Annotated in this window: 18 protein-coding genes; 12 read left to right on the top strand and 6 right to left on the bottom strand. The window is 74.2% G+C overall.

The genetic code is table 11. The features are described 5' to 3' along the window. Positions 1-82: 82 nt before the first annotated feature. Genes ACI8AR_RS12830 through glfT1 form a run of 4 tightly spaced genes read left to right on the top strand, consistent with a single transcriptional unit; the run spans position 83 to position 4,595 of the window. Positions 83-2,041 carry a DUF6541 family protein gene (locus ACI8AR_RS12830; RefSeq protein WP_457051375.1) on the top strand — a complete coding sequence of 653 codons (1,959 nt, stop codon included), beginning with the start codon at positions 83-85 and terminating at the stop codon, positions 2,039-2,041. Positions 2,042-2,059: 18 nt separating this feature from the next. Then, positions 2,060-2,917: a galactan export ABC transporter permease subunit Wzm/RfbD gene (wzm, locus tag ACI8AR_RS12835; protein WP_457051376.1), complete on the top strand. Its 858-nt coding sequence runs from the start codon at positions 2,060-2,062 to the stop codon at positions 2,915-2,917. Between the two features lie 2 nt (positions 2,918-2,919). Next, positions 2,920-3,684: a galactan export ABC transporter ATP-binding subunit Wzt/RfbE gene (wzt, locus tag ACI8AR_RS12840; protein ID WP_457051377.1), complete on the top strand. Its 765-nt coding sequence runs from the start codon at positions 2,920-2,922 to the stop codon at positions 3,682-3,684. Beyond that, the gene (gene glfT1 / locus ACI8AR_RS12845; protein WP_457051378.1) at positions 3,681-4,595 is read left to right on the top strand and encodes a galactofuranosyltransferase GlfT1; all 915 of its coding nucleotides are present in this window, start codon (positions 3,681-3,683) and stop codon (positions 4,593-4,595) included. The genes wzt and glfT1 overlap by 4 nt, the downstream gene beginning before the upstream one ends. A gap of 77 nt (positions 4,596-4,672) precedes the next feature. Here glfT1 and ACI8AR_RS12850 read toward each other — a convergent pair whose 3' ends face one another. Then, positions 4,673-6,619 carry a glycosyltransferase gene (locus ACI8AR_RS12850; RefSeq protein WP_457051379.1) on the bottom strand — a complete coding sequence of 649 codons (1,947 nt, stop codon included), beginning with the start codon at positions 6,617-6,619 and terminating at the stop codon, positions 4,673-4,675. Positions 6,620-6,624: 5 nt separating this feature from the next. After that, complete coding sequence (glf, locus tag ACI8AR_RS12855; protein WP_457051380.1) at positions 6,625-7,812, bottom strand: UDP-galactopyranose mutase; 1,188 nt, start codon at positions 7,810-7,812, stop codon at positions 6,625-6,627. A 188-nt stretch (positions 7,813-8,000) separates the two neighbouring features. Here glf and gmd point away from each other — a divergent pair, with 188 nt between their 5' ends. From gmd to ACI8AR_RS12885, 6 genes are all read left to right on the top strand, one after another. Beyond that, positions 8,001-8,981 (top strand): GDP-mannose 4,6-dehydratase, encoded by a 981-nt coding sequence (gene gmd, locus ACI8AR_RS12860; RefSeq protein WP_457051381.1) that lies wholly within the window; start codon positions 8,001-8,003, stop codon positions 8,979-8,981. Between the two features lies 1 nt (position 8,982). Beyond that, complete coding sequence (locus tag ACI8AR_RS12865) at positions 8,983-9,951, top strand: GDP-mannose 4,6-dehydratase (protein ID WP_457051382.1); 969 nt, start codon at positions 8,983-8,985, stop codon at positions 9,949-9,951. A 23-nt stretch (positions 9,952-9,974) separates the two neighbouring features. Beyond that, positions 9,975-10,862, top strand: coding sequence for a glycosyltransferase family 2 protein (locus ACI8AR_RS12870; RefSeq protein ID WP_457051383.1), 888 nt, complete (start codon positions 9,975-9,977; stop codon positions 10,860-10,862). Next, entirely contained in the window at positions 10,859-11,956 is a 1,098-nt protein-coding gene (locus tag ACI8AR_RS12875; RefSeq protein ID WP_457051384.1) for a mannose-1-phosphate guanylyltransferase, read from the top strand. Before ACI8AR_RS12870 ends, ACI8AR_RS12875 begins: the two co-directional genes overlap by 4 nt. A 99-nt stretch (positions 11,957-12,055) precedes the next feature. Beyond that, the gene (locus tag ACI8AR_RS12880) at positions 12,056-12,826 is read left to right on the top strand and encodes an SDR family NAD(P)-dependent oxidoreductase (RefSeq protein WP_457051385.1); all 771 of its coding nucleotides are present in this window, start codon (positions 12,056-12,058) and stop codon (positions 12,824-12,826) included. 16 nt (positions 12,827-12,842) lie between these two features. Continuing rightward, positions 12,843-13,811, top strand: a complete 969-nt coding sequence (locus ACI8AR_RS12885; protein ID WP_457051386.1) for a DNA-3-methyladenine glycosylase family protein — start codon at positions 12,843-12,845, stop codon at positions 13,809-13,811. A 75-nt stretch (positions 13,812-13,886) separates the two neighbouring features. On the opposite strand, the gene rfbA is transcribed toward ACI8AR_RS12885, so the two are convergent. The 3 genes from rfbA to cofD are packed head-to-tail and all read right to left on the bottom strand — an operon-like array spanning position 13,887 to position 16,799. Next, complete coding sequence (rfbA, locus tag ACI8AR_RS12890; RefSeq protein ID WP_457051387.1) at positions 13,887-14,759, bottom strand: glucose-1-phosphate thymidylyltransferase RfbA; 873 nt, start codon at positions 14,757-14,759, stop codon at positions 13,887-13,889. Between the two features lie 29 nt (positions 14,760-14,788). Then, positions 14,789-15,844 carry a coenzyme F420-0:L-glutamate ligase gene (locus ACI8AR_RS12895; protein WP_457051388.1) on the bottom strand — a complete coding sequence of 352 codons (1,056 nt, stop codon included), beginning with the start codon at positions 15,842-15,844 and terminating at the stop codon, positions 14,789-14,791. Further along, a complete protein-coding gene (gene cofD, locus ACI8AR_RS12900) occupies positions 15,837-16,799 on the bottom strand; it encodes a 2-phospho-L-lactate transferase (protein ID WP_457051389.1) in 963 nt (320 codons plus the stop codon). Before cofD ends, ACI8AR_RS12895 begins: the two co-directional genes overlap by 8 nt. A gap of 302 nt (positions 16,800-17,101) precedes the next feature. On the opposite strand from cofD, the gene ACI8AR_RS12905 reads away from it, so the two are divergent. Together ACI8AR_RS12905 and ACI8AR_RS12910 are read left to right on the top strand one after the other, a co-directional pair. Continuing rightward, the gene (locus ACI8AR_RS12905) at positions 17,102-17,353 is read left to right on the top strand and encodes a WhiB family transcriptional regulator (protein WP_456929453.1); all 252 of its coding nucleotides are present in this window, start codon (positions 17,102-17,104) and stop codon (positions 17,351-17,353) included. 165 nt (positions 17,354-17,518) lie between these two features. After that, entirely contained in the window at positions 17,519-18,421 is a 903-nt protein-coding gene (locus ACI8AR_RS12910; protein WP_457051390.1) for a hypothetical protein, read from the top strand. Here ACI8AR_RS12910 and ACI8AR_RS12915 read toward each other — a convergent pair. Continuing rightward, complete coding sequence (locus tag ACI8AR_RS12915) at positions 18,396-19,391, bottom strand: hypothetical protein (protein WP_457051391.1); 996 nt, start codon at positions 19,389-19,391, stop codon at positions 18,396-18,398. The two genes, ACI8AR_RS12910 and ACI8AR_RS12915, sit on opposite strands and share 26 nt — an antisense overlap. Positions 19,392-19,409 lie beyond the last annotated feature (18 nt).

The following is a 19,409-nucleotide window of genomic DNA, read 5'->3' on the forward strand; positions in this document are numbered from 1 at the left end:
CCGTCCGCCTCCCCGTGGGCGTGCACGCCGCTGGCTACCCTGGCTTCATGTCCAGCGGTGTCCTGCACGTCCCCCGAGCCCAGTGAGCGCCGGGCTCGCAGTCGCCACCGCTGGCCTCCTCCTCTTCGTCCCGGGATTGGTCGCTGCCCTGGTCCTGGGCCTGCGGGGGGCGCCCGCCGTGGGCGCCGCGCCGGCACTGTCACTGGGCCTCTACGCGACGCTGGCGGTGGGCTTCGGCACCGGCGGGGTGTCGTGGGAGCCGGCGACGGTCGGCAGCGCGCTGGTGGTCGTCCTCGCCGTCCTGACCGTCGCCCGCCGTCCGTGGCGGCGTCCCGTCCCCCAGGGCCCGGAGCGGACGGCGGCAGGCCTGGAGCGGGGCCGGACGTGGCCGGTGCACGCCGCCGTCCTGGGGCTGTGGGCGGCTGTCTCCGCCGTCTCGGCGTTCCTGGTGGTGCGGGCCACGCAGGGGTTGCAGCGGCCGCAGCAGTACTGGGACGCGATGTTCCACGCCAGCGCGGTCCGGTGGATCGCCGAGCGCGGTGACATCGCCCCCGCCGACCTCGCGCCGCTCGCCCAGCCGGAGAACCAGGCGTTCTTCTACCCCGACGTCTTCCACGGCGTCGCGGCGCTGGTGCTCGATCTCGGGGCCGGCTCCGTGCCGGTCGCCGTCAACGCCGTCCTCGCCGTCCTGCCGTCGGTCTTCGCAGCCGGCGCGGGTCTGCTGGCCTGGGTGCTGTTCGGCCGGCCGCTGGCCGCCGCGGCCGCGGTCGTGCTCGCCACGGTGGTCACCGCCTTCCCCTACGACCTCCTCTTCTGGGGCCCGCTGTGGCCGTTCGGCACAGCGGTGAGCGCCACCGCGGCCGCGGCCGCCCTCGTCGTCCTCCTGGCCCGGCAAGGGGGGTGGACCGCGGCCGTGGCCGCGGCGACCGGCCTGCTGGGGGTCGTGCACACGCAGCCGGCCGCCGGGGTCGGGTGCATCCTGCTCGCGCTGGTCCTGGCCGTCCCCGAGCTGGTGACCACCCTGCTCGGGCTGCCCGGCCGACGCGAGCGGATCCGTCACATCGCCGCGGTGCTCGCCGCAGTGGCCGTCTTCGTGGTCGTCTCGGCCTCGCTGGTGCTCTCCTTGACCGGGCAGGGGAGCGGCTTCGCCGGGGTCGACTGGCCTGCCGTCGCCTCGCCGGGGCAGGCCGTGGGGCAGCTGCTCACCTTCAACCAGGAGTCCGAACGCCCGCAGTGGTGGGTGGCCGCGCTGCTGTCGACCGGTGTGCTCGCCCTGTCCCGCCGCGGCCGGGAGGGTTGGCCGCTGCTGGTGGGCGCCGCCGTCTTCGTCGCCCTCTACGTCATGGCGGCCGCCTACGAGGACCCGCTGCAGCAGTCGCTGACCTCGTTGTGGTGGAACGACCGCTGGCGGCTCGCAGCCCTGTTCGCGGTCCCCGCGGTCGTGGTGGCAGCGGCCGGTGTGCAGGGGCTGGCCGACGGCCTGCGGAGCGCGGTCGCGCGGCTGCCCGGACCGGTCGGTGCCCAGGGGCGCCGTGTCGCCCCGGTGCTGCTCCTGCTGGCGGTGGCGCTGGTGCTCACCCTCGACTACGCCCCGCGCAACCAGGAGCGCGTGGCGCTCGGGTACACCGACGGCCCGACCTTCTCCACGCTCGAGGAGCGGGGCTACGCGCAGCTCGCCGGGCTCTACGACGGCGGGACCGTCCTCAACGACCCGTTCGACGGCTCGGCGTGGGCGTACTCGTACTTCGAGTTGCCCCTGCTGTTCAAGTCGCCGATCACCTCCCCGTTCCGGGCGGAGGACATCGGGGAGGACCGGCTGCTGCTCTTCCGCGCGTTCAACCAGCTGGCGACCGACGACGACGTCCTCGCGGCCGTCGAGGCCCTGGACGTCCGGTGGGTGGTGGTCAGCGAGGGGTTCACCGCCGTCGGCCAGACGCGCGCCCCCGGCCTGACCGGCCTCGACACGGTCCGCGACCTCGAGTTGGTCTACAGCGACCCCCAGACGAGCATCTACCGACTGGTCCGACCCGGACAGGTCTGAGAGTCAGAGAGTCCCGACATGAGCATCGACGCACCGGCGGCGCCGCCGCCCGTCACGTCCAACACCCGGCCGTGGCGCAGCGCGTTCGCCGACCTCACCGGCGGCTGGCGGCAGCGCCAGCTGTGGGGACACCTCGGTTGGCAGGACATCCGCCAGCGCTACCGCCGGTCGGTCCTCGGCCCGATATGGATCACCATCAGCATGGCGGTCACCGCCGTCGCGCTGGGCATCCTCTACTCCGGGCTGTTCGACATCGAGCTGGCCCGGTTCCTGCCGCACGTCCTGGTCGGCTTCATCGTCTGGAACTTCATCAGCGGCTGCATCGCCGAGGGATCCGAGGTCTTCATCGCGAACGAGGGGCTGATCAAGCACCTGCCGGCCCCGTTGTCGGTGCACGTCTACCGGCTCGTGTGGCGGCAGGCGCTGTTCTTCCTGCACAACCTCGTCGTGTACGTGGTCATGTTGCTGGTCTTCCCCCAGCCGCTGGAGTGGACCGGTCTCGCCGCGATCCCCGCGTTCGTCGTGCTCGCGCTCAACGGCGTCTGGGTGTCCCTGGCGGTCGGCATCATCACCACGCGCTTCCGGGACATCCTCCCGATCACGCAGAGCGTCGTGCAGCTGATGTTCTTCCTGACCCCCATCGTCTGGGTCTACGACGACCTGGTGAACAGCCCGAACCCGGCCATCGCCGAGCGAGCCCGGCTGGCCGAGTTCAACCCGTTCCTGCACTTCGTCGAGATCATCCGCAGGCCCCTCCTGGGCCAGGACCAGCTCTGGCGCCACTGGATCGTCGTCCTCGTCATCACGGTGGTCGGATGGGCGCTGACGCTGGTCGTCCTGCGCCGGTACCGGTCCCGCGTCTCCTACTGGGTGTGAGCATGTCCGAGAGCAACAGCGGCCCCATCGGGATCGTCACGAAGGACGCCTGCGTCGACTTCCCCATCTTCGACGCCAAGAGCCGGTCGCTGAAGAAGACTGTCATGGGCCTGGTGGGGGGCAACATCGACAGCGGCGCCAAGGTGCCGGTCATCGAGGCGCTGCGGGACATCACCGTGACCCTCGACCACGGCGCACGGGTCGGCCTCGTCGGCCACAACGGTGCGGGCAAGTCGACGCTGCTGCGCCTGTTCTCCGGCATCTACGAGCCGACCCGCGGCTTCGCCGAGGTCCGTGGCCGCGTCGCCCCGGTGTTCGACCTCGGCGTCGGCATGGACCCCGAGATCTCGGGCCTCGAGAACATCATGATCCGTGGCCTGTTCCTCGGCATGACCCGCAGGCAGATGCAGGAGCGGGTCGACGACATCGCCGACTTCACCGAGCTCGGCGACTTCCTCCACATGCCGCTGCGCACCTACTCCACCGGCATGCGCGTCCGCCTCGCCCTCGGCGTGGTGACGAGCATCGACCCGGAGATCCTGCTGCTGGACGAGGGCATCGGCGCGGTGGACGCGGCGTTCCTCGAGAAGTCCAAGCAGCGGCTGGGGGAGCTGGTCGAGCGCTCGGGTCTGCTGGTGTTCGCCTCCCACTCGGACGAGTTCCTCCGCGAGCTGTGCGACACCGCCATCTGGATGGAGCACGGCCGGATCCGGCAGCAGGGCGACCTCGACGACGTGCTGCGGGCCTACAAGGGCCAGCAGGCGTGACCGCCGTCCCCGCGCCGGAGACGGACGGCGAGCGGGTCGTCGCCGTCGTCGTCACCCGGCGCCGGGTCGGGCCGCTGCGGGCCAGCCTGGCGGCGCTGGCGGCCCAGGACCGGCCGGTGGACCACCTCGTCGTCGTCGACAACGGCCCCGACGACGCCGTCCGGGACCTGGTCGCCGGGCTCGGGGTGCCCGCCACCTACCTGCCCAGTGCCCGCAACCTCGGCGGGGCCGGCGGCTTCGCCCTGGGCATGCTGCAGGCCCTCGCCCTCGGGGCGGACTGGGTCTGGTGCGCCGACGACGACGGCCGCCCGGAGGACGCGACCGTCCTGCGCACGCTGCTCGACTGTGCCCGCCGGCACGGCCTGGCCGAGGTGTCGCCGCTGGTGGCCGACATGGCCGACCCCGAGCGGCTGGCCTTCCCGCTGCGCCGCGGGCTGCGCTGGCGGCGTCGGCGGAGCGACTTCGCGGGCCTGGACCTGCTGCCGGACTACGCGTCGCTGTTCAACGGGGCACTGTTCCGGGCCGACGCGCTCGACGTGGTCGGCGTCCCGGACTACCGGTTGTTCTTCCGCGGGGACGAGACCGAGGTGCACCGCCGGATGCTGCGCGCCGGCCTGCCGTTCGGCACCTGCACCGCCGTGGCCTACCTGCACCCGGAGGGCACGAGCGAGTTCGCGCCCATCCTCGGTGGCCGGCTGTCGGCCCAGTACCCCGCGGACGAGCTGAAGCGCTACTTCACCTATCGCAACCGGGGCTACCTGATGGCCCAGCCCGGGATGCGCTGGCTGCGCCCGCTGGAGGTCGTGCGCTTCGGCTTCTTCTTCCTCGTCAGCCGACGTGATCCCGGCGGCTGGCGCGAGTGGCGCAGGCTCACCCGTGCAGGGCGCCGGGAACGGCTCACCCGCCCGTAGCCACCCGTCCGCACCTGACCCGACGACGACAGCGGCCCCGCACCGGATGGTGCGGGGCCGCTGTCGTCGTCGGGCGCTCAGCGAGGGACGTACTCGCCGGCGAAGGCCTTCTCCCAGCTCTCGGGTGAGGTCAGCTCGCCGAGATGGGCGCGGTACCGCTCGGCCAGCTCGGGGAACTCCCGGTAGAGCCGGGCGTGCACCCGGATGGAGTGGCGCAGCATCCGCCAGAACGTCTGGGGCTCGCGCCGCCGGAAGGTGACACCGCGACCGTCGGCGGTGCCGACGGTCGCGCTGTCGAGCCTGGAGAGCAGGAACCAGCGGGCGTCCTGCGCGCTGATGTTGAGTTCCGGCCGCTCCTGGGCCTCCGGCTTCGGCTTGCGCAGGTTGTGCACCAGTGCCCCGAGCAGCGTGCGGCCGATGGTGACCGGGGTGGTCGGCGGCTTCATGAACCGCTCCGCCTTCACGGTGCCCATGGAGGGCAGCGGCAGGTCCGACGACGACGGGAGGACCTGGCCGTCCGGGTAGTCGCCCTGGTGCTCCAGCGCCGTGGGCAGGGCCGTGGGCAGGAGCGGGAACAGTCGCTCCGGGCCGGCGAGGAAGTCGTCGTAGGCCCGGTGGTGCAGGGCCGCGGTCGCGTACTGCAGCATGATCAGGAACTTCAGGTCGAACTTGAAGGTGTCCCGCAGCAGCGTCCCGCCCCGCTTGTACTGGGTGTGCAGGGCGGCGGCGACCAGACGGTTGCGGGTGTGGAAGTAGGCCTGCCAGCCCGCGGTGTCGTCCTTGTCGCTCCAGGACAGGTGCCACACGGCCACCCCGGGGAGGGTCGCCACGGGGAAGCCGTTCTCCCGTGCCCGGATCCCGTACTCGGCGTCGTCCCACTTGATGAACACGGGCAGGGCGAACCCCAGCCGCTCCATCGCCTCCCGGGGGACGAGGCACATCCACCAGCCGGTGTAGTCCACGTCGATGCGCCGGTGCAGTGAGCTCGACTCCCGCAGGCTCTCCTCGGCGAAGTCGTGCGCGTAAGCCGTGTTCGGGGCGGCCCGCCAGAAGAACTTGTCGGGCATGACGACCTCGCCCATGGTGTGCAGCACCGAGCGGTCCTGCAGGGCCAGCATCTGGCCGCCCACGAGCATCGGTGTCTTGGTGAAGCGGGCGAACGTGAAGACGCGGGCGACGCTGTCCGGCTCGAGCTGGACGTCGTCGTCGAGCAGCAGGTGGTGGGTGGCGTCGGTGTGGGTGAGGCTCTCGTACATCGTGCGCGAGAAGCCGCCACTGCCGCCGAGGTTGCCCTGCTCGACCAACCGCAGCCGTCCGCCCAGACCGGCTTCCGCGGCGGCGAACCCGGCGGCGTCGCGCACCTTCCTGGTCCCCTGGTCGGCGACGATCACCGTGGAGATCTGCTCGCGGACGACGTCGTCGCCGGCCAGCGCCTGGAGTGCGGCGACGCAGTCGTCGGGGCGGTTGAACGTGCAGATGCCGATCGACAGCCGGGCCTCGCGCTCCGGGCCCTGGGGCGCCGACCAGGCGGCGTCGCGGACGGTGAGCGGGGCGTCGTCGGCGGTGACGTCGAACCAGTACCAGCCGCCGTCCTCGAACGGGGTCAGGTCCAGCTCGAACTCGAGCCGGCGGTCCTCGCCGGTGGTGGTGGCGCCGGTGACGTGGATGATGCTGCCGTCGGCCTTGGACCGGTAGACGTCGATGCGGCCGGGGCCGGAGACGGTCATCCCCAGGATCACCTCGCGCAGCACCGTCCACCGCCGCCAGTAGCTGGCCGGGAAGGCGTTGAAGTAGGTGGCGAAGGACACTTCATGGCCTGCGGCCACGGTGGCGTCGGCGCGGGAGGTCGACTTCACCCGCCGGGTGCGGTCCTCGTCCACGTACAGGGAGCGGACCTTCAGCGGGTCCCCGGGCCGGGGCAGGATCACCCGCTGGAGGAGCGTGACCGCCTTGCCCGAGGCGAGGTCCTCGGGCAGGGGCTCGCTCACCCGCTCCGGCGAGACGGGGGAGTCTGTCGTCGTCATGGGAGTCAGTCCTCCAGGCGGCCGTCGAGGGAGCCGCCCTCGTCGAAGAACGGGCGGATGCGGTTGTCGAACATGCTCAGCGCCGAGCCGATCGCCATGTGCATGTCCAGGTACTTGTAGGTGCCCAGCCGACCACCGAAGAGCACACGCTTCTCGGCGGCCTCCTTCTTGGCCAGTTCGCGGTAGCGCTCCAGCTTGGCGCGGTCCTCGGGCGTGTTGATCGGGTAGTACGGCTCGTCGCCGGTCTGGGCGAAGCGCGAGTACTCGCGGACGACGACCGTCTTGTCGGCCGGGTAGTCCCGCTCGGGGTGGAAGTGCCGGAACTCGTGGATCCGGGTGAAGGGCACGTCCTCGTCGGCGTAGTTCATGACCGAGGTGCCCTGGAAGTCACCGATCGGCAGCACCTCGGTCTCGAAGTCCAGCGTGCGCCAGCCGAGCTCGCCGGCCTCGTAGCCGAAGTACTTGTCGATCGGGCCGGTGAAGACCGTCGGCACGTCGGCGGGCAGCTCGTCCCGGACATCGAACCAGTCCGTCGAGAGGCGCACCTCGATGTTCGGGTGGTCGGCCATCTTCTGGAGCCACGCGGTGTAGCCGTCCTTCGGCAGGCCCTCGTACGTGTCGTTGAAGTACCGGTTGTCGAACGTGTACCGCACGGGGAGGCGGGCGATGACCGCGGCCGGCAGCTCGGTGGGGTCGGTCTGCCACTGCTTCTTGGTGTACCCGCGGATGAACGCCTCGTAGAGGGGGCGACCGATCAGGGAGATCGCCTTCTCCTCGAGGTTCTGCGCGTCGGCGGTGTCGATCTCACCGGCCTGCTCGGCCACCAGCGCACGGGCCTCGGAGGGGGAGTAACTGCGCTCGAAGTACTGGCAGATGGTGGCCAGGTTGATCGGCAGCGAGTAGGTCTTGCCCTGGTAGATCGAGTAGACCTTGTGCTGGTAGCCCGTGAAGTCGGTGAACTGGTTGACGTACCGCCAGACCCGCTCGTTGGACGTGTGGAAGAGGTGGGCCCCGTACCGGTGGATCTCGATGCCGGTCTCGGGCTCGGGCTCGGAATAGGCGTTGCCCCCGATGTGGTCGCGTCGATCGAGGACGAGCACGCGCTTGTCCAGCTGGCTGGCCACCCGCTCCGCGACGGTCAGCCCGAAGAACCCGGAACCGACGACGACGAGGTCAGGTCTCGCTGAGGTCACGGGCACCGACGATACCGGCGCCGCCGCGCCGATCCCCGCCGATACGAGTGTGCCGGACCCGTCCGGTCCGCTCGTGCGCCCCGCTCGTCCCATCGTCCCCAGGAACCCCGGGAGCCCGCCACTCCCGACGTGCCGGGCGGTCCCTCGTGCGAGCATCGGCGGGCAACCACCGTCTCAGGGAGCAGTTGATGAAGCGCGCATTGATCACCGGGGTGACCGGTCAGGACGGCCTGTACCTGGCCGAGCTCCTGCTCGGCAAGGGCTACGAGGTCTACGGCCTCGTGCGGGGTCAGAACAACCCCAAGGTCGAGATCGCCCGGCAGATCCCCGGTCTCAAGCTGCTGTTCGGGGACCTCACCGACCTCTCCAGCCTGCTGCGCGCGGTGCAGACCGCCCAGCCCGACGAGGTCTACAACCTGGGCGCGATCTCGTTCGTCGCCTACTCGTGGGAGAACGCCCACCTCACCTCCGACGTCACCGGCAAGGGCGTGCTCAACATGCTCGAGGCCGTACGGCTCTCGTGCGGTGACGACCCCCGCCGGATCCGCTTCTACCAGGCCTCCAGCTCGGAGATGTTCGGCAAGGTGCAGGAGGTGCCGCAGCGGGAGAGCACCCTGCTGTGGCCGCGCTCGCCGTACGGCGTCGCCAAGGTCTACGGCCACTACATGACCATCAACTACCGCGAGTCCTACGGGATGCACGCGTCCTCGGGGATCCTCTTCAACCACGAGTCCCCGCGACGTGGTCCGGAGTTCGTCACCCGCAAGGTCACCCGCGCCGTCGCCCGCATCCACCTGGGCCTGCAGAAGGACCTCGAGCTGGGCAACCTGGACGCGCGCCGCGACTGGGGCTTCGCCGGTGACTACGTCGAGGCCATGTGGCTGATGCTCCAGCAGGAGCAGGCCGACGACTACGTCGTCGCCACCGGGGAGACCCACTCCATCCGCGAGCTGCTCGACGTCGCCTTCCGCGCCGTCGGCGTGGAGGACTGGGAGCCCCACGTCAAGCTCAACCCGGCCTTCATCCGGCCGGCCGAGGTGGACCTGCTCATCGGGGACGCCTCGAAGGCCAAGGAGAAGCTCGGCTGGACGCCGAGGGTCGGGTTCGAGCAGCTGGTCCAGATGATGGTCGAGTCCGACCTCGCGGAGCAGCGCGCGCTGGCCGGCTGACGTGGCCGTCGCGCTGGTCACCGGCGTCAGTGGTCAGGACGGTGGCTACCTCGCCGAGCAGCTGGTCGCAGCCGGGCACCTCGTGCACGGCACGGTCACCGGCGCCGACGGGGAGCAGCTGCCGCCCCACCTGGCCGCCCTCGGCGACCACCTCGTGCTGCACCACGCCGACCTCCGCGACCCGACGTCACTGACCGCGCTGGTCGACGAGGTGGGCCCGGACTGGGTGTTCAACCTGGCCGGCGCCTCCAGCGTCGCCGCCAGCTGGTCGGACCCGGTCGGGACGCTCGACGTGAACGGCCGGGCGGTGCTGGCGCTCCTGGAACACCTGTACCGCCGCGCCGGCGCCGGGACGCCGGTCCGCGTCGTCCAGGCCTCCAGCGGTGAGGTGTTCGCGGGCAACGCCGGGCGGCCGGTCACCGAGGACTCCCCGGTGTCACCGGTCAACCCGTACGGCGCGGCGAAGGCCGTGGCGCACCAGGCGGTCGGCATGTTCCGGGCCCGTGGACTGCACGCGAGCTCGCTGGTGCTGTTCAACCACGAGTCCCCGCGCCGGCCCGAGCGCTTCGTCACACGCAAGATCACCCGTGGCGTGGCGGCGATCGCGGCCGGCCGGGCCGACCGGCTGGTCCTCGGCAACCTCGACGTGTGGCGGGACTGGGGCTGGGCGCCGGACTACACGGCGGCCATGCTGCTCGCCGTCGAGGCGCCCGAGGCCGACGACTACGTCGTCGCCACGGGGCAGGCGCACAGCCTGCGGGACCTGGTCGCCGCCGCCTTCGCCGAGGTGGGCATCGGGGACTGGGCTCCGCTGGTGGGATCCGACCCCGGGCTGGTCCGCCCCGCCGATGCCGAGGTGCTGGTCGGCGACTCGGCACGCCTGCGCGAGCGGCTCGGGTGGGCACCCACCGTGGGTTTCGAGGAGATGGTCGCGACGATGGTCCGCCACGACGTCGAGGAGCTGTCCTGACCGACGCGCTGCGTGTCGTCGCGGTGACCTACTCGCCCGGGCGGGCGCTCGAGGGGTTCGTCACCTCGCTGGCGAAGGCGACGGTCCGGCCCGTCGAGGTGGTGCTCGCCGACAACGGGTCCACCGACGGCGTCCCGGAACGGGTGACCGCCGAGCACCCGCACGTGCGGCTGCTGCGCACCGGCGGCAACGTCGGCTACGGCGCCGCGGTCAACGCCGGCCTGGCCGGGGCTCGAGGCCGGTACGCGCTGGTGGCCAACCCCGACGTCCGCTTCGAGCCCGGGTCGGTCGACGAGCTGCTCGCCGTCGCCGCCCGCTGGCCGCGCGCGGCGACCGTCGGGCCGGCCATCCGCACGCCCGGGGGCGAGCTCTACCCGTCGGCTCGGGAGCTGCCGCGGCTGTCCACCGGCGCCGGGCACGCGCTGCTGGGCTGGGCGTGGCCGGGCAACCCGTGGACCGCGCGCTACCGCCGCGAGCGCGAGGCGCCGCGGGAGCGCACCGCCGGCTGGCTGTCCGGCTCGTGCTTCCTCGTCGACCTCGAGGCGTTCCGGGCGGTCGGCGGCTTCGACCCCGGGTACTTCATGTACTTCGAGGACGTCGACCTCGGCGAGCGGCTCGGGCGCGCCGGGTACCTGCACGTCTACGCGCCGAGCGCCGTCGTCGTCCACGAGGGCGGGCACGCCACCCGCCGCGAACCGCACCGCATGCAGCGGGTGCACCACACCAGCGCGCTGCGCTACCTGTCCGGCCAGTACCCCGGCCCGCGCAACGCCCCGCTGCGGGCGGCGCTCCGGGCCGGACTGGGCGGCCGGATGCTCGTGTCCTACGTGAGCGGCCGCGTGGCCGCGGGCGCGCGGTTCCAGCGCCGGGCCGACGCCGTCGGCCGCGGCCGTCGAGAGGCAGGAGCATGAGACACGCGGTGATCATGGCCGGAGGCTCCGGGACCCGGCTGTGGCCGCTGTCCCGGACCGCCCGGCCCAAGCAGCTGCTCGACGTCCTCCAGGACGGGGACGGCGGCGCGCACAGCCTGCTGGCCGAGGCCTTCACCCGGCTGGAGGCGGTCCTGCCGGCCGAGCGGATCTGGGTGTGCACCGCGGCCCGCTACGGCGCCCAGGTGCAGGCCGCCCTGCCGCGGCTGCGGCCGGACCGGCTGGTGCTCGAGCCGGTCGCCCGCGACACCGCCAACGCCGTCGGGCTGGCCGCCGCCCTGGTCGCCGAGGCCGACCCGGACGCCGAGCTCGCCGTCGTCAGCGCCGACCACGTGATCCGCCCGGTCGAGCGGTTCGCCGCCACCCTGACCACCGCCTTCGACGCGCTGACCGCGCGACCGCGGGCTCTGGTCACCCTGGGCATCACGCCGACCGCCCCGGCCACCGGCTTCGGCTACGTCCGCCGCGGTGCGCCCACCGAGGTGCCCGGGGTCGCCGAGGCCGCCGCGTTCAAGGAGAAGCCCGACCGCGCCACCGCCGAGGCCTACCTGGCGTCGGGGGAGTACCTGTGGAACTCCGGCATGTTCGTCTGGCGGGCCCGCACCGTGCTCGACGCGCTGGCCGACCACCTGCCGGCGTCCGCGGACGGGCTGGCCCGGATCGTGGCCGCGCCGGCCGGGGCCGAGCGCGACGCCGTCCTCGCCGAGGTGTTCCCGACGCTGCCGAGGACGAGCGTCGACTACGCCGTCCTCGAGCCCGCGGCCACCGAGCCCGGCCGGGTGCTGGTCGCCGACCTCGACGTCGAGTGGCTCGACGTCGGCTCGTGGCCGGCGCTGGCGCAGACGCTGGCCGCCGCCGACGGCAACGCCGTGGGCGGGCTCGCGGTGACCCTCGACAGCGCGGGCAACATCGTGTTCAGCGACGACCCCGAACACCTGGTGGCGCTGGTCGGCGTCCGCGACAGCGTCGTGGTGGCCACCGCCGACGTCACGATGGTCTGCCCGGTGTCCGACGCCGAGCGGGTCAAGCAGCTGCTGGGCGCCGTGGAGGAGCGGCACGGTGCGCGCTTCAGCTAGGGGAGGACCCTCCTGCCGCCCACCGCTCGCGAGCTCGCGGCGGATCCCTGCAGGAGGGCCGTTCCGGCACGTCACGGGGTGCGTGGTGTGATGCCGGTCATGAAGAACTTCGACGTCGCAGCTGTCGTGTCCGGTGGGGCCTCCGGCCTCGGGGAGGCCACCTCACGTGCGCTCGCCGCGCGCGGTGCGGCGGTGACCATCGTCGACCTCAACGAGGAGCGCGGGAAGGCGCTGGCCGACGAGCTCGGTGGGCACACGACCTTCGTCCGCACCGACGTCACCGACGAGTCCCAGGTGGCCGCCGCGATCGAGGACGCCACCGGCAAGGACCGGCCGCTGCGCGTCGCGATCAACTGCGCGGGCATCGGCTGGGCGCAGCGCACGGTCGGCAAGGGCAACACCCCGCACGACCTCGAGCCGTTCCTCCGCACGGTGATGGTCAACCTGGTCGGCACCTTCAACGTGCTGCGCCTGGCCGCCGCCGCCATGGCCGCCACCGAGCCGGAGGAGGACGGCGAGCGCGGCGTCGTCGTCAACACCGCCTCGATCGCCGCCTTCGACGGCCAGATCGGCCAGCTGGCCTACAGCGCCTCCAAGGGCGGCATCGTCGGCATGACGCTGCCGGCCGCGCGGGACCTGTCCAGCGTCGGCGTGCGGGTGTGCACCATCGCCCCCGGCCTGGTCGACACCCCGCTGCTCGGCGGCCTGCCCGAGGAGGCCCGCACCGCGCTGGCCAACGGCATCCCGTTCCCCAAGCGGCTGGGCCGTCCCGACGACTTCGCCCAGCTGGCGCTCGCCATCGTCGAGCACGGCTACCTCAACGGCGAGGTCATCCGGATGGACGGCGCGCTGCGCATGGCCCCCCGCTGATCCTCCGGAGACCCGTGTGACCGCTGCACTGCCGGCCCCGACCCCGCCGGCACCCGCACCTCCCGCCGTCCTCGCCGGTGCCGACTTCACCGACTGCTGGCGGCCGGACTGGCGCTTCGAGCTGCAGGCGGTGCTGCGCCCGCACCAGCGCAGCGCCGGGGACCCCGCGATGCAGTGGGACGGGGACGCCGTCTGGCGGACGACGACCACCCCGTGCGGGCCGGCCACGGTGCGCGTCACGTACCGCGGTGGCGAGGTGCGGGTGCAGGCGTGGGGCCCGGGCGCGGAGTGGGCCGGCACGGCGGTGCCCGGCTGGCTCGGCGCGTTCGACGACTGCGCGGGCTTCGACCCGGACTGCCACCCGCTGGTCCGCCAGATCGCCCGGCGCACGCCCGACCTGCGGCTGGGCCGCACCGGCCGCACCTGGGACGCGCTGGTCCCGGCGGTGCTGGAGCAGAAGGTCACCGTCGTCGAGGCGCACCGGGTGTGGCGGGCGCTGCTGCGGCTGGCCGGCGACCCCGCGCCCGGTCCCGCCCCCGAGGGCATGCGGGTGCTGCCCTCGCCGCGGCGGCTGCGGGAGGTCACCGACTGGGAGTGGCACCGGTGCGGCCTCGACGGCGCCCGCCGGCGGGCGCTGCTGCACGTGGCGTCGGTCGCGCACGCGCTCGAGCCGGACGACGGCTGCGACTCGCCGACCCTGCAGCGCAAGCTGCGCACGGTGCCGGGCATCGGGGTGTGGACCGCGGCCGAGGTCGTCCAGCGCACCCACGGCTGCCCCGACACCGTCAGCTACGGCGACTACCACCTGAAGAACCTGGTGGGCTGGTCGCTGGCCGGCCGCAAGACCGACGACGACGGGATGATGGAGCTGCTCGAGCCCTGGCGCGGGCACCGGCAGCGGGTGGTGCGGCTGCTGCACGTCGGCGGGAGCATGCCGCCCCGCCGCGGCCCGCGGATGGCGCCGACCAACTACCGCCGCTTCTGACGAACACCCCTGTGACGGCCCCTCTGCAGGGTCCCGCCGCGCGCGTGCGAGTGGCGGGGGCAGAGGGGTCCTTCCTCAGGGGCGGGGGTCGTCCAGCAGGCGCAGCAGGTAGTCGCCGTAGCCGCTCTTGCCCAGGGGCCCGGCGGCGCGGCGCAGGCCGTCGTCGTCGAGCCAGCCCTGCCGCCAGGCGACCTCCTCGATGCAGCCGATCTTGAGGCCCTGCCGCTCCTCGACCACCGAGACGAACTCGGTCGCCTGGCGCAGCGAGGCGAAGGTGCCGGTGTCCAGCCAGGCGGTGCCGCGGTCGAGGACGGTGACGGTCAGCCGGCCCTGCTGCAGGTAGTGCTCGTTGACCGCGGTGATCTCGAGCTCGCCGCGGGCGCTGGGCCGGATGCCGCGGGCCACCTCGACCACCGAGGACTCGTAGAAGTAGAGCCCGGGCACGGCGTAGGAGCTCTTCGGCGTGGCGGGCTTCTCCTCGATGGAGAGGACCTTCCCGCCCCCGTCGAACTCCACGACGCCGTAGTCCTGCGGGTTGGCCACGTGGTAGGCGAACACGTGCCCGCCGTCGGGGGAGGGGAGCCGTCCCAGCGCCGTCCCGAGGCCGGCGCCGTAGAAGATGTTGTCGCCCAGGACCAGCGCCACAGCCTCGTCACCGACGAAACCGGCGCCGATGAGGAAGGCCTGCGCCAGGCCCTCGGGCTTCTCCTGCACGGCGTACTCGATCCGCATCCCGAGCCGGCTGCCGTCGCCGAGCAGTGCCCGGAACGCGGCCTGGTCGCCGGGGGTGGTGATCACCAGCACCTCGCGGACGCCGGCCATCATCAGCGTCGAGAGCGGGTAGTACACCATCGGCTTGTCGTAGACCGGCATGAGCTGCTTGCTCACCGCCTGGGTGATGGGGAACAGGCGGCTCCCCGTGCCTCCGGCCAGGACGATCCCCCGCATGACCGGCGACGTTAGCGACTGCCCGCCGGTCAGGCCCGGGGGGAGCCCAGCCACAACCTCCCGACGAGTGAGGACCCGCCCGGGGTGCCGACCGGCTCCCAGCGGGTGGCCCAGCCCTCGGCGTGCAGCTGGACGAGCACGGCCCCCACGAGCGCGCCGAGGTTGAGCGCGGCCGTGACCGTGGCGCGCTCGGGGAGGTGGACGTCGACCACGCCGTCGCCCTCGCCGCCGTGCCGCAGCACCACCGGGAACTCCGGCAGCGCGGCGCTGGCCACCCGGAACGCCTCGGCGACCGCCTCGCGGTCCCCGGGGCGCGGCACCAGGTCGGGCGCCGGCTGCCGGCTGGCGACGAGGTCGCGGCTGCCGTAGGGGAACAGGTCGCCGGGGCCCAACCGCACCAGGGGGCGGGTGCCGGCGTCCTCGGCCGGTGCCTCGAACGGGAGTCCCCGGACGACGGCGACCGGCACGCCGTCGAGCTTGCCCTTGACCAGGTCCGCGGCCGCGGCGACCTCGTCGACGAGCGCCGTCTGCGTGGTCTCCAGCCGGTTGCCGTGCGCGTCGAGCGCGCCGCGGTGGTCGGTGAGCGCCGCGATCCCCGCCGAGCCGACGGCGACGTCGGTCAGCCCCTCCCGCCAGGTGCGGCCGAAGGTGTCGCTGACGACCACCGCCACCTCGACGCCGAGCAGCTCGCGCAGCCGGTCGCGCAGCCCGCGGGCGGAGGCGTCGGCGTCGGCGGGGAGCAGCACGAGCGAGTCGCCGGGCACGTTCGAGGCGTCGACGCCGGCGGCGGCGACCACCCAGCCGTGCCGCGTCTCGACGATCTTCAGCGGCCCACGCCGGGCGACGACGCGCACGGTCTCCTCGTCGATCGCCCGCTGCCGCACCGCCTCGCGGTCGGCGCCCGGCGGCACCGGCACCACCCGGCCCTCCACCTTGGACACCACCTTGGAGGTCACGACGACGACGTCGCCGTCGGCCAGCCACGGCGCGGCGCCGGCGACCGCCCCCGCCAGGTCGTCGCCGGCGGTGAACTCCGGCAGCTCCCGGACGGGCAGGACCCGCAGACCCCCGGCCGGCTCAGCCATCGACCGAGACGCCCGCGGCGTCCAGCGCGGCCCGGGCCATCGCGGCCGTGGCCTCGGGGGAGCTCATGAGCAGCGGCACCGCGCGCACGTCGACGCCGGGCACCTCGGCGCGGTCGCCGGTGTGCACCAGCCAGGCGTCGAGCAGGCCGCCGTCGGACCGCGCGCCGTAGTGCCGGCCGACGCCCTCGGCGCTGACCTCGACGCCGAGCACCGGCAGGCAGCGGTCGGCCATGCCGCGCACCACGTCGCCGCCGACGATCGGGGAGATCCCGACGACCCGCCCCGGGGTGGCACGCAGCGCGTCGCGCAGGCCGGGCACGCCGAGGATCGTGCCGATCGACACCACCGGGTTCGACGGCGCCAGCACGACGGCGTCGGCGCGGGCCAGTGCCTCGACGACGCCCGGGGCCGGCCGGGCCTGCTCGGCGCCGACCTGGACGAAGGCGTGCGGCTCCGGCTCGGCGCGGTGGCGGACCCACCACTCCTGGAAGTGGACCGCGCTGCGCCGCCCGCTGCCGGGGTCGTCGACGACGACGTGCGTCTCGACCCGCTGGTCGCTCATCGGCAGCACGGTGACCCCGGGCTGCCAGCGGTCGGCGAGTGCGGCGGTGACGTCGGAGAGCGGGTAGCCGGCGTCGAGCATCCGGGTGCGGACCAGGTGGGTGGCCAGGTCGCGGTCGCCCAGGCCGAACCAGGTGGGCTCGGCGCCGTAGGCGGCCAGCTCCTCCTTGACCGTCCAGGACTCGCCGGCCCGGCCCCAGCCGCGCTCGGGGTCGATGCCCCCGCCGAGGGTGTAGACGACGGTGTCGAGGTCCGGGCAGATCCGCAGCCCGTGCATCGTGACGTCGTCGCCGGTGTTGACCACCGCGGTGACCGACGAGGGCGGCGCCACCTCCCGCAGTCCGGTCAGGAACCGGGCCCCGCCGACGCCTCCGGCGAGCACGACGATCTCCACGAAAGTCATCGTGCCCCATGGGCACTTGTCCACTGTTCGACGGGCGTGTCGGGAACGTGGACGAGAAGTGACGAACGGCGTGTGACGGGTGGGGCGCGTGTGGTCAACCGCTTACACCGGGCGAAGTTGACGCTCGGGCAACGACACGCGTGTAATTCCCGCGGTGTGCGGCGCGGAGCAACCGCGTCCGGGACGAGAGCGAGAGGGGACGCATCGTCATGGCAGAGGTCTCGTGGCTGAGTGACTACATCGGCGGGTCGGAGCGGGGCTCCCGCGGCAGCGGGCCGGCCGACCCGGGCCTGATGGGGCTGCTCGGCATGGGCCTGTCCGACGACGTCCAGTCCTGGCAGGAGCGGGCGCTGTGCGCCGAGACCGACCCGGAGGCGTTCTTCCCCGAGAAGGGCGGCTCCACGCGCGAGGCGAAGAAGATCTGCACCGGCTGCGAGGTCAAGGCCGAGTGCCTGGAGTACGCGCTCGCCAACGACGAGCGGTTCGGCATCTGGGGCGGGCTCTCCGAGCGGGAGCGCCGCCGCCTGCGCCGCCGCGCCATCTGACGACGACGTCCCGGGGACGGACGGGACCGCCCAGCACACCGGCGTGCGACATCCCCTCCGCCTCTCCCGCAGCCCCCGACGGCAGCCGCCGCCGGGGGCTGCTGCGTCCCGGTCGCGTACCGGCGGCGACCCGGCGCCCGGACGGCGGTGTGGTCGGATGACCCGGTGACGGGCACGGACAGGGACACCCGGACGGCGCTGGGCCGGGCCCGCGTGGTCCGCGAGGTCCGGGCCGCCGTCCCGCTCGCCCGGGACCTCGCCGCGCCGCTGACCGCCGCCGCGCCGTGGCTGACCACCGTGCTGTCGGTGCAGTCGGCGCACCCGCGGCCACGGCTGCTGCCCGCCGCGGTCGTCGTCGAGCCGCGCTGGTCGGGCCGGCCCGACGCCCTGGCCCTGCTCGCCCTGGCCACCGCCGGCCCGGTCGTCACCGCGACCCTCCTCGGCGACGGCCTCCCGGTCCCCGGCGGCCGTCCGCCGGCGCGGCTGCTGGCCCGCGACGACGACGCCGCCGAGCGGCTGGCCGCGGGCGTGCTCGGCCTGCTCACCGGGCTGCGCCGGCCCTGGCGGCTGCGGCTGGCCGGGCTGCCGCTCGGCGACCCCACCGTCCGCGCGCTGGCCCGGCTGCGCCCCGACGCCCGGGTCGCCACCTCCCGCAGCACGCTGCTCGTCGACGGCCTGGACGACGTCGCGGCCGGCCGGGTGGTCCGCAGCCGCGACCCGCGCGACCTCGACCGCGCGCTGCCGGACCTGCTCGCCGCCGCGCCCGACGCCCGGTCCCGCGACCTCGTCCGCGCGGCCGCCCGGCTGCACGCCGCCCTCGGCCGGGTCGAGGTCGCCACGGTCACCGACGGCGGGCGGCTGCGCGCCGGGCTGCTCACGCTGGTCGACGGCGCGGACCGGCTGCCGTGGTGGGGCCGCTCCGAGATCGGCGGGCTGGGCGCCGTGCGGGGCGCGCCGCTGGTCGGCGTCGCGGTGTCCGGCCGCGGCCGGGTGCTGCGGCCGGTGCTGGACCGGGCGGCCCGGCTGGTCCCGGCGCTGCCGGTCAGCCGGCGACGCGGATCCGGCTGAGCGCCGGGTCGGGCAGCGACTCGGCCCGCTCGGTGCCGAGGAACAGCGTCCCCTCCGCCGGGGCCTCGGCGCCGTCGAGCCCGCCGGCCGGGGCGACGGTGACGCTCAGGTCGTAGACCCGGCCGGTGTACGCCGGCGGCGTCGCGGTGGGCCGGGTGTAGCTGGGGAAGCGGCCGGCGAGCCGCAGCGTGTCGCCGTCGCGGGTGACGGCCAGCGCCGGGGTCGGCAGGTCGGCGTACTCGGTGAGGACCGGCGTGCACCCGGCCGTCTCCGGGTCCCCGGGCGCGGTGGTGCCCAGGCAGTTCCAGGTCGGCAGCAACACGTGCGCCAGCGCCGTCCCGTCGGTGCCGACGCTCACGCTCACCGACGGGTAGCCCACGGTGACGCCGACCGCGCGCCGCTCCAGCACCAGCCCGCCCAGGGCCAGCCGGGCGGTGACGCCGTCGTCGCCGAGGGGCACCGACCGCGCGGCGAGCAGCCCCGCGCCGCGCTCGCCGGGCAGCGGCTCGGCGGGGACGGGCGGCAGTTCGGGCCGCGCCGTCGTGGGGGAGGCGGACGGCGTGGACGGGCCGGGGACGGCCGCCGGGGGCGCGCCGCCGGCCACCGGCTCCCCGGCGTCGCCGCCCAGCGCGACGCCCGCGAGGACGGCGACCAGCGCCAGGGCCGCGGCGGCCAGCACGGCAACCGTGCGGGCGGACGGATCGGGTCCCGCCGGTGCCGCCGGCACGGGGGGCGCGACCGGCCGCGGCTCCGGGGCCGGGGTGCCCGGGGGCGCCTCGAGGAACCCGGGCAGGTCGTCGACGGCCCAGTGCGGGCCGGGCGGCCGCTCCGGGGGCGGGGGCGCGTCCTCCTGCCGCGGCCGGGCCGGCGCGCCCCGCCGGCTCAGCGCGAGCCCCGCGACGACCGCCGCCAGCGTCACCAGGGCCACGCCGAGCACGACCCAGGGGGCGACCGGTGCGGGGGAGTCCATCCCCCTGAGCATCCCAGG

Source organism: Geodermatophilus sp. SYSU D01036, assembly GCF_054050435.1.

Coding starts and splice junctions, on each gene's coding strand:
- wzm (WP_457051376.1), top strand. CDS start 2,060: ATGAGCATCGACGCACCGGCGGCGCCGCCGCCCGTCACGTCCAACACC.
- wzt (WP_457051377.1), top strand. CDS start 2,920: ATGTCCGAGAGCAACAGCGGCCCCATCGGGATCGTCACGAAGGACGCC.
- ACI8AR_RS12850 (WP_457051379.1), bottom strand. CDS start 6,619: ATGACGACGACAGACTCCCCCGTCTCGCCGGAGCGGGTGAGCGAGCCC.
- gmd (WP_457051381.1), top strand. CDS start 8,001: ATGAAGCGCGCATTGATCACCGGGGTGACCGGTCAGGACGGCCTGTAC.
- ACI8AR_RS12875 (WP_457051384.1), top strand. CDS start 10,859: ATGAGACACGCGGTGATCATGGCCGGAGGCTCCGGGACCCGGCTGTGG.
- ACI8AR_RS12880 (WP_457051385.1), top strand. CDS start 12,056: ATGAAGAACTTCGACGTCGCAGCTGTCGTGTCCGGTGGGGCCTCCGGC.
- rfbA (WP_457051387.1), bottom strand. CDS start 14,759: ATGCGGGGGATCGTCCTGGCCGGAGGCACGGGGAGCCGCCTGTTCCCC.
- ACI8AR_RS12895 (WP_457051388.1), bottom strand. CDS start 15,844: ATGGCTGAGCCGGCCGGGGGTCTGCGGGTCCTGCCCGTCCGGGAGCTG.
- ACI8AR_RS12905 (WP_456929453.1), top strand. CDS start 17,102: ATGGGGCTGCTCGGCATGGGCCTGTCCGACGACGTCCAGTCCTGGCAG.
- ACI8AR_RS12915 (WP_457051391.1), bottom strand. CDS start 19,391: ATGGACTCCCCCGCACCGGTCGCCCCCTGGGTCGTGCTCGGCGTGGCC.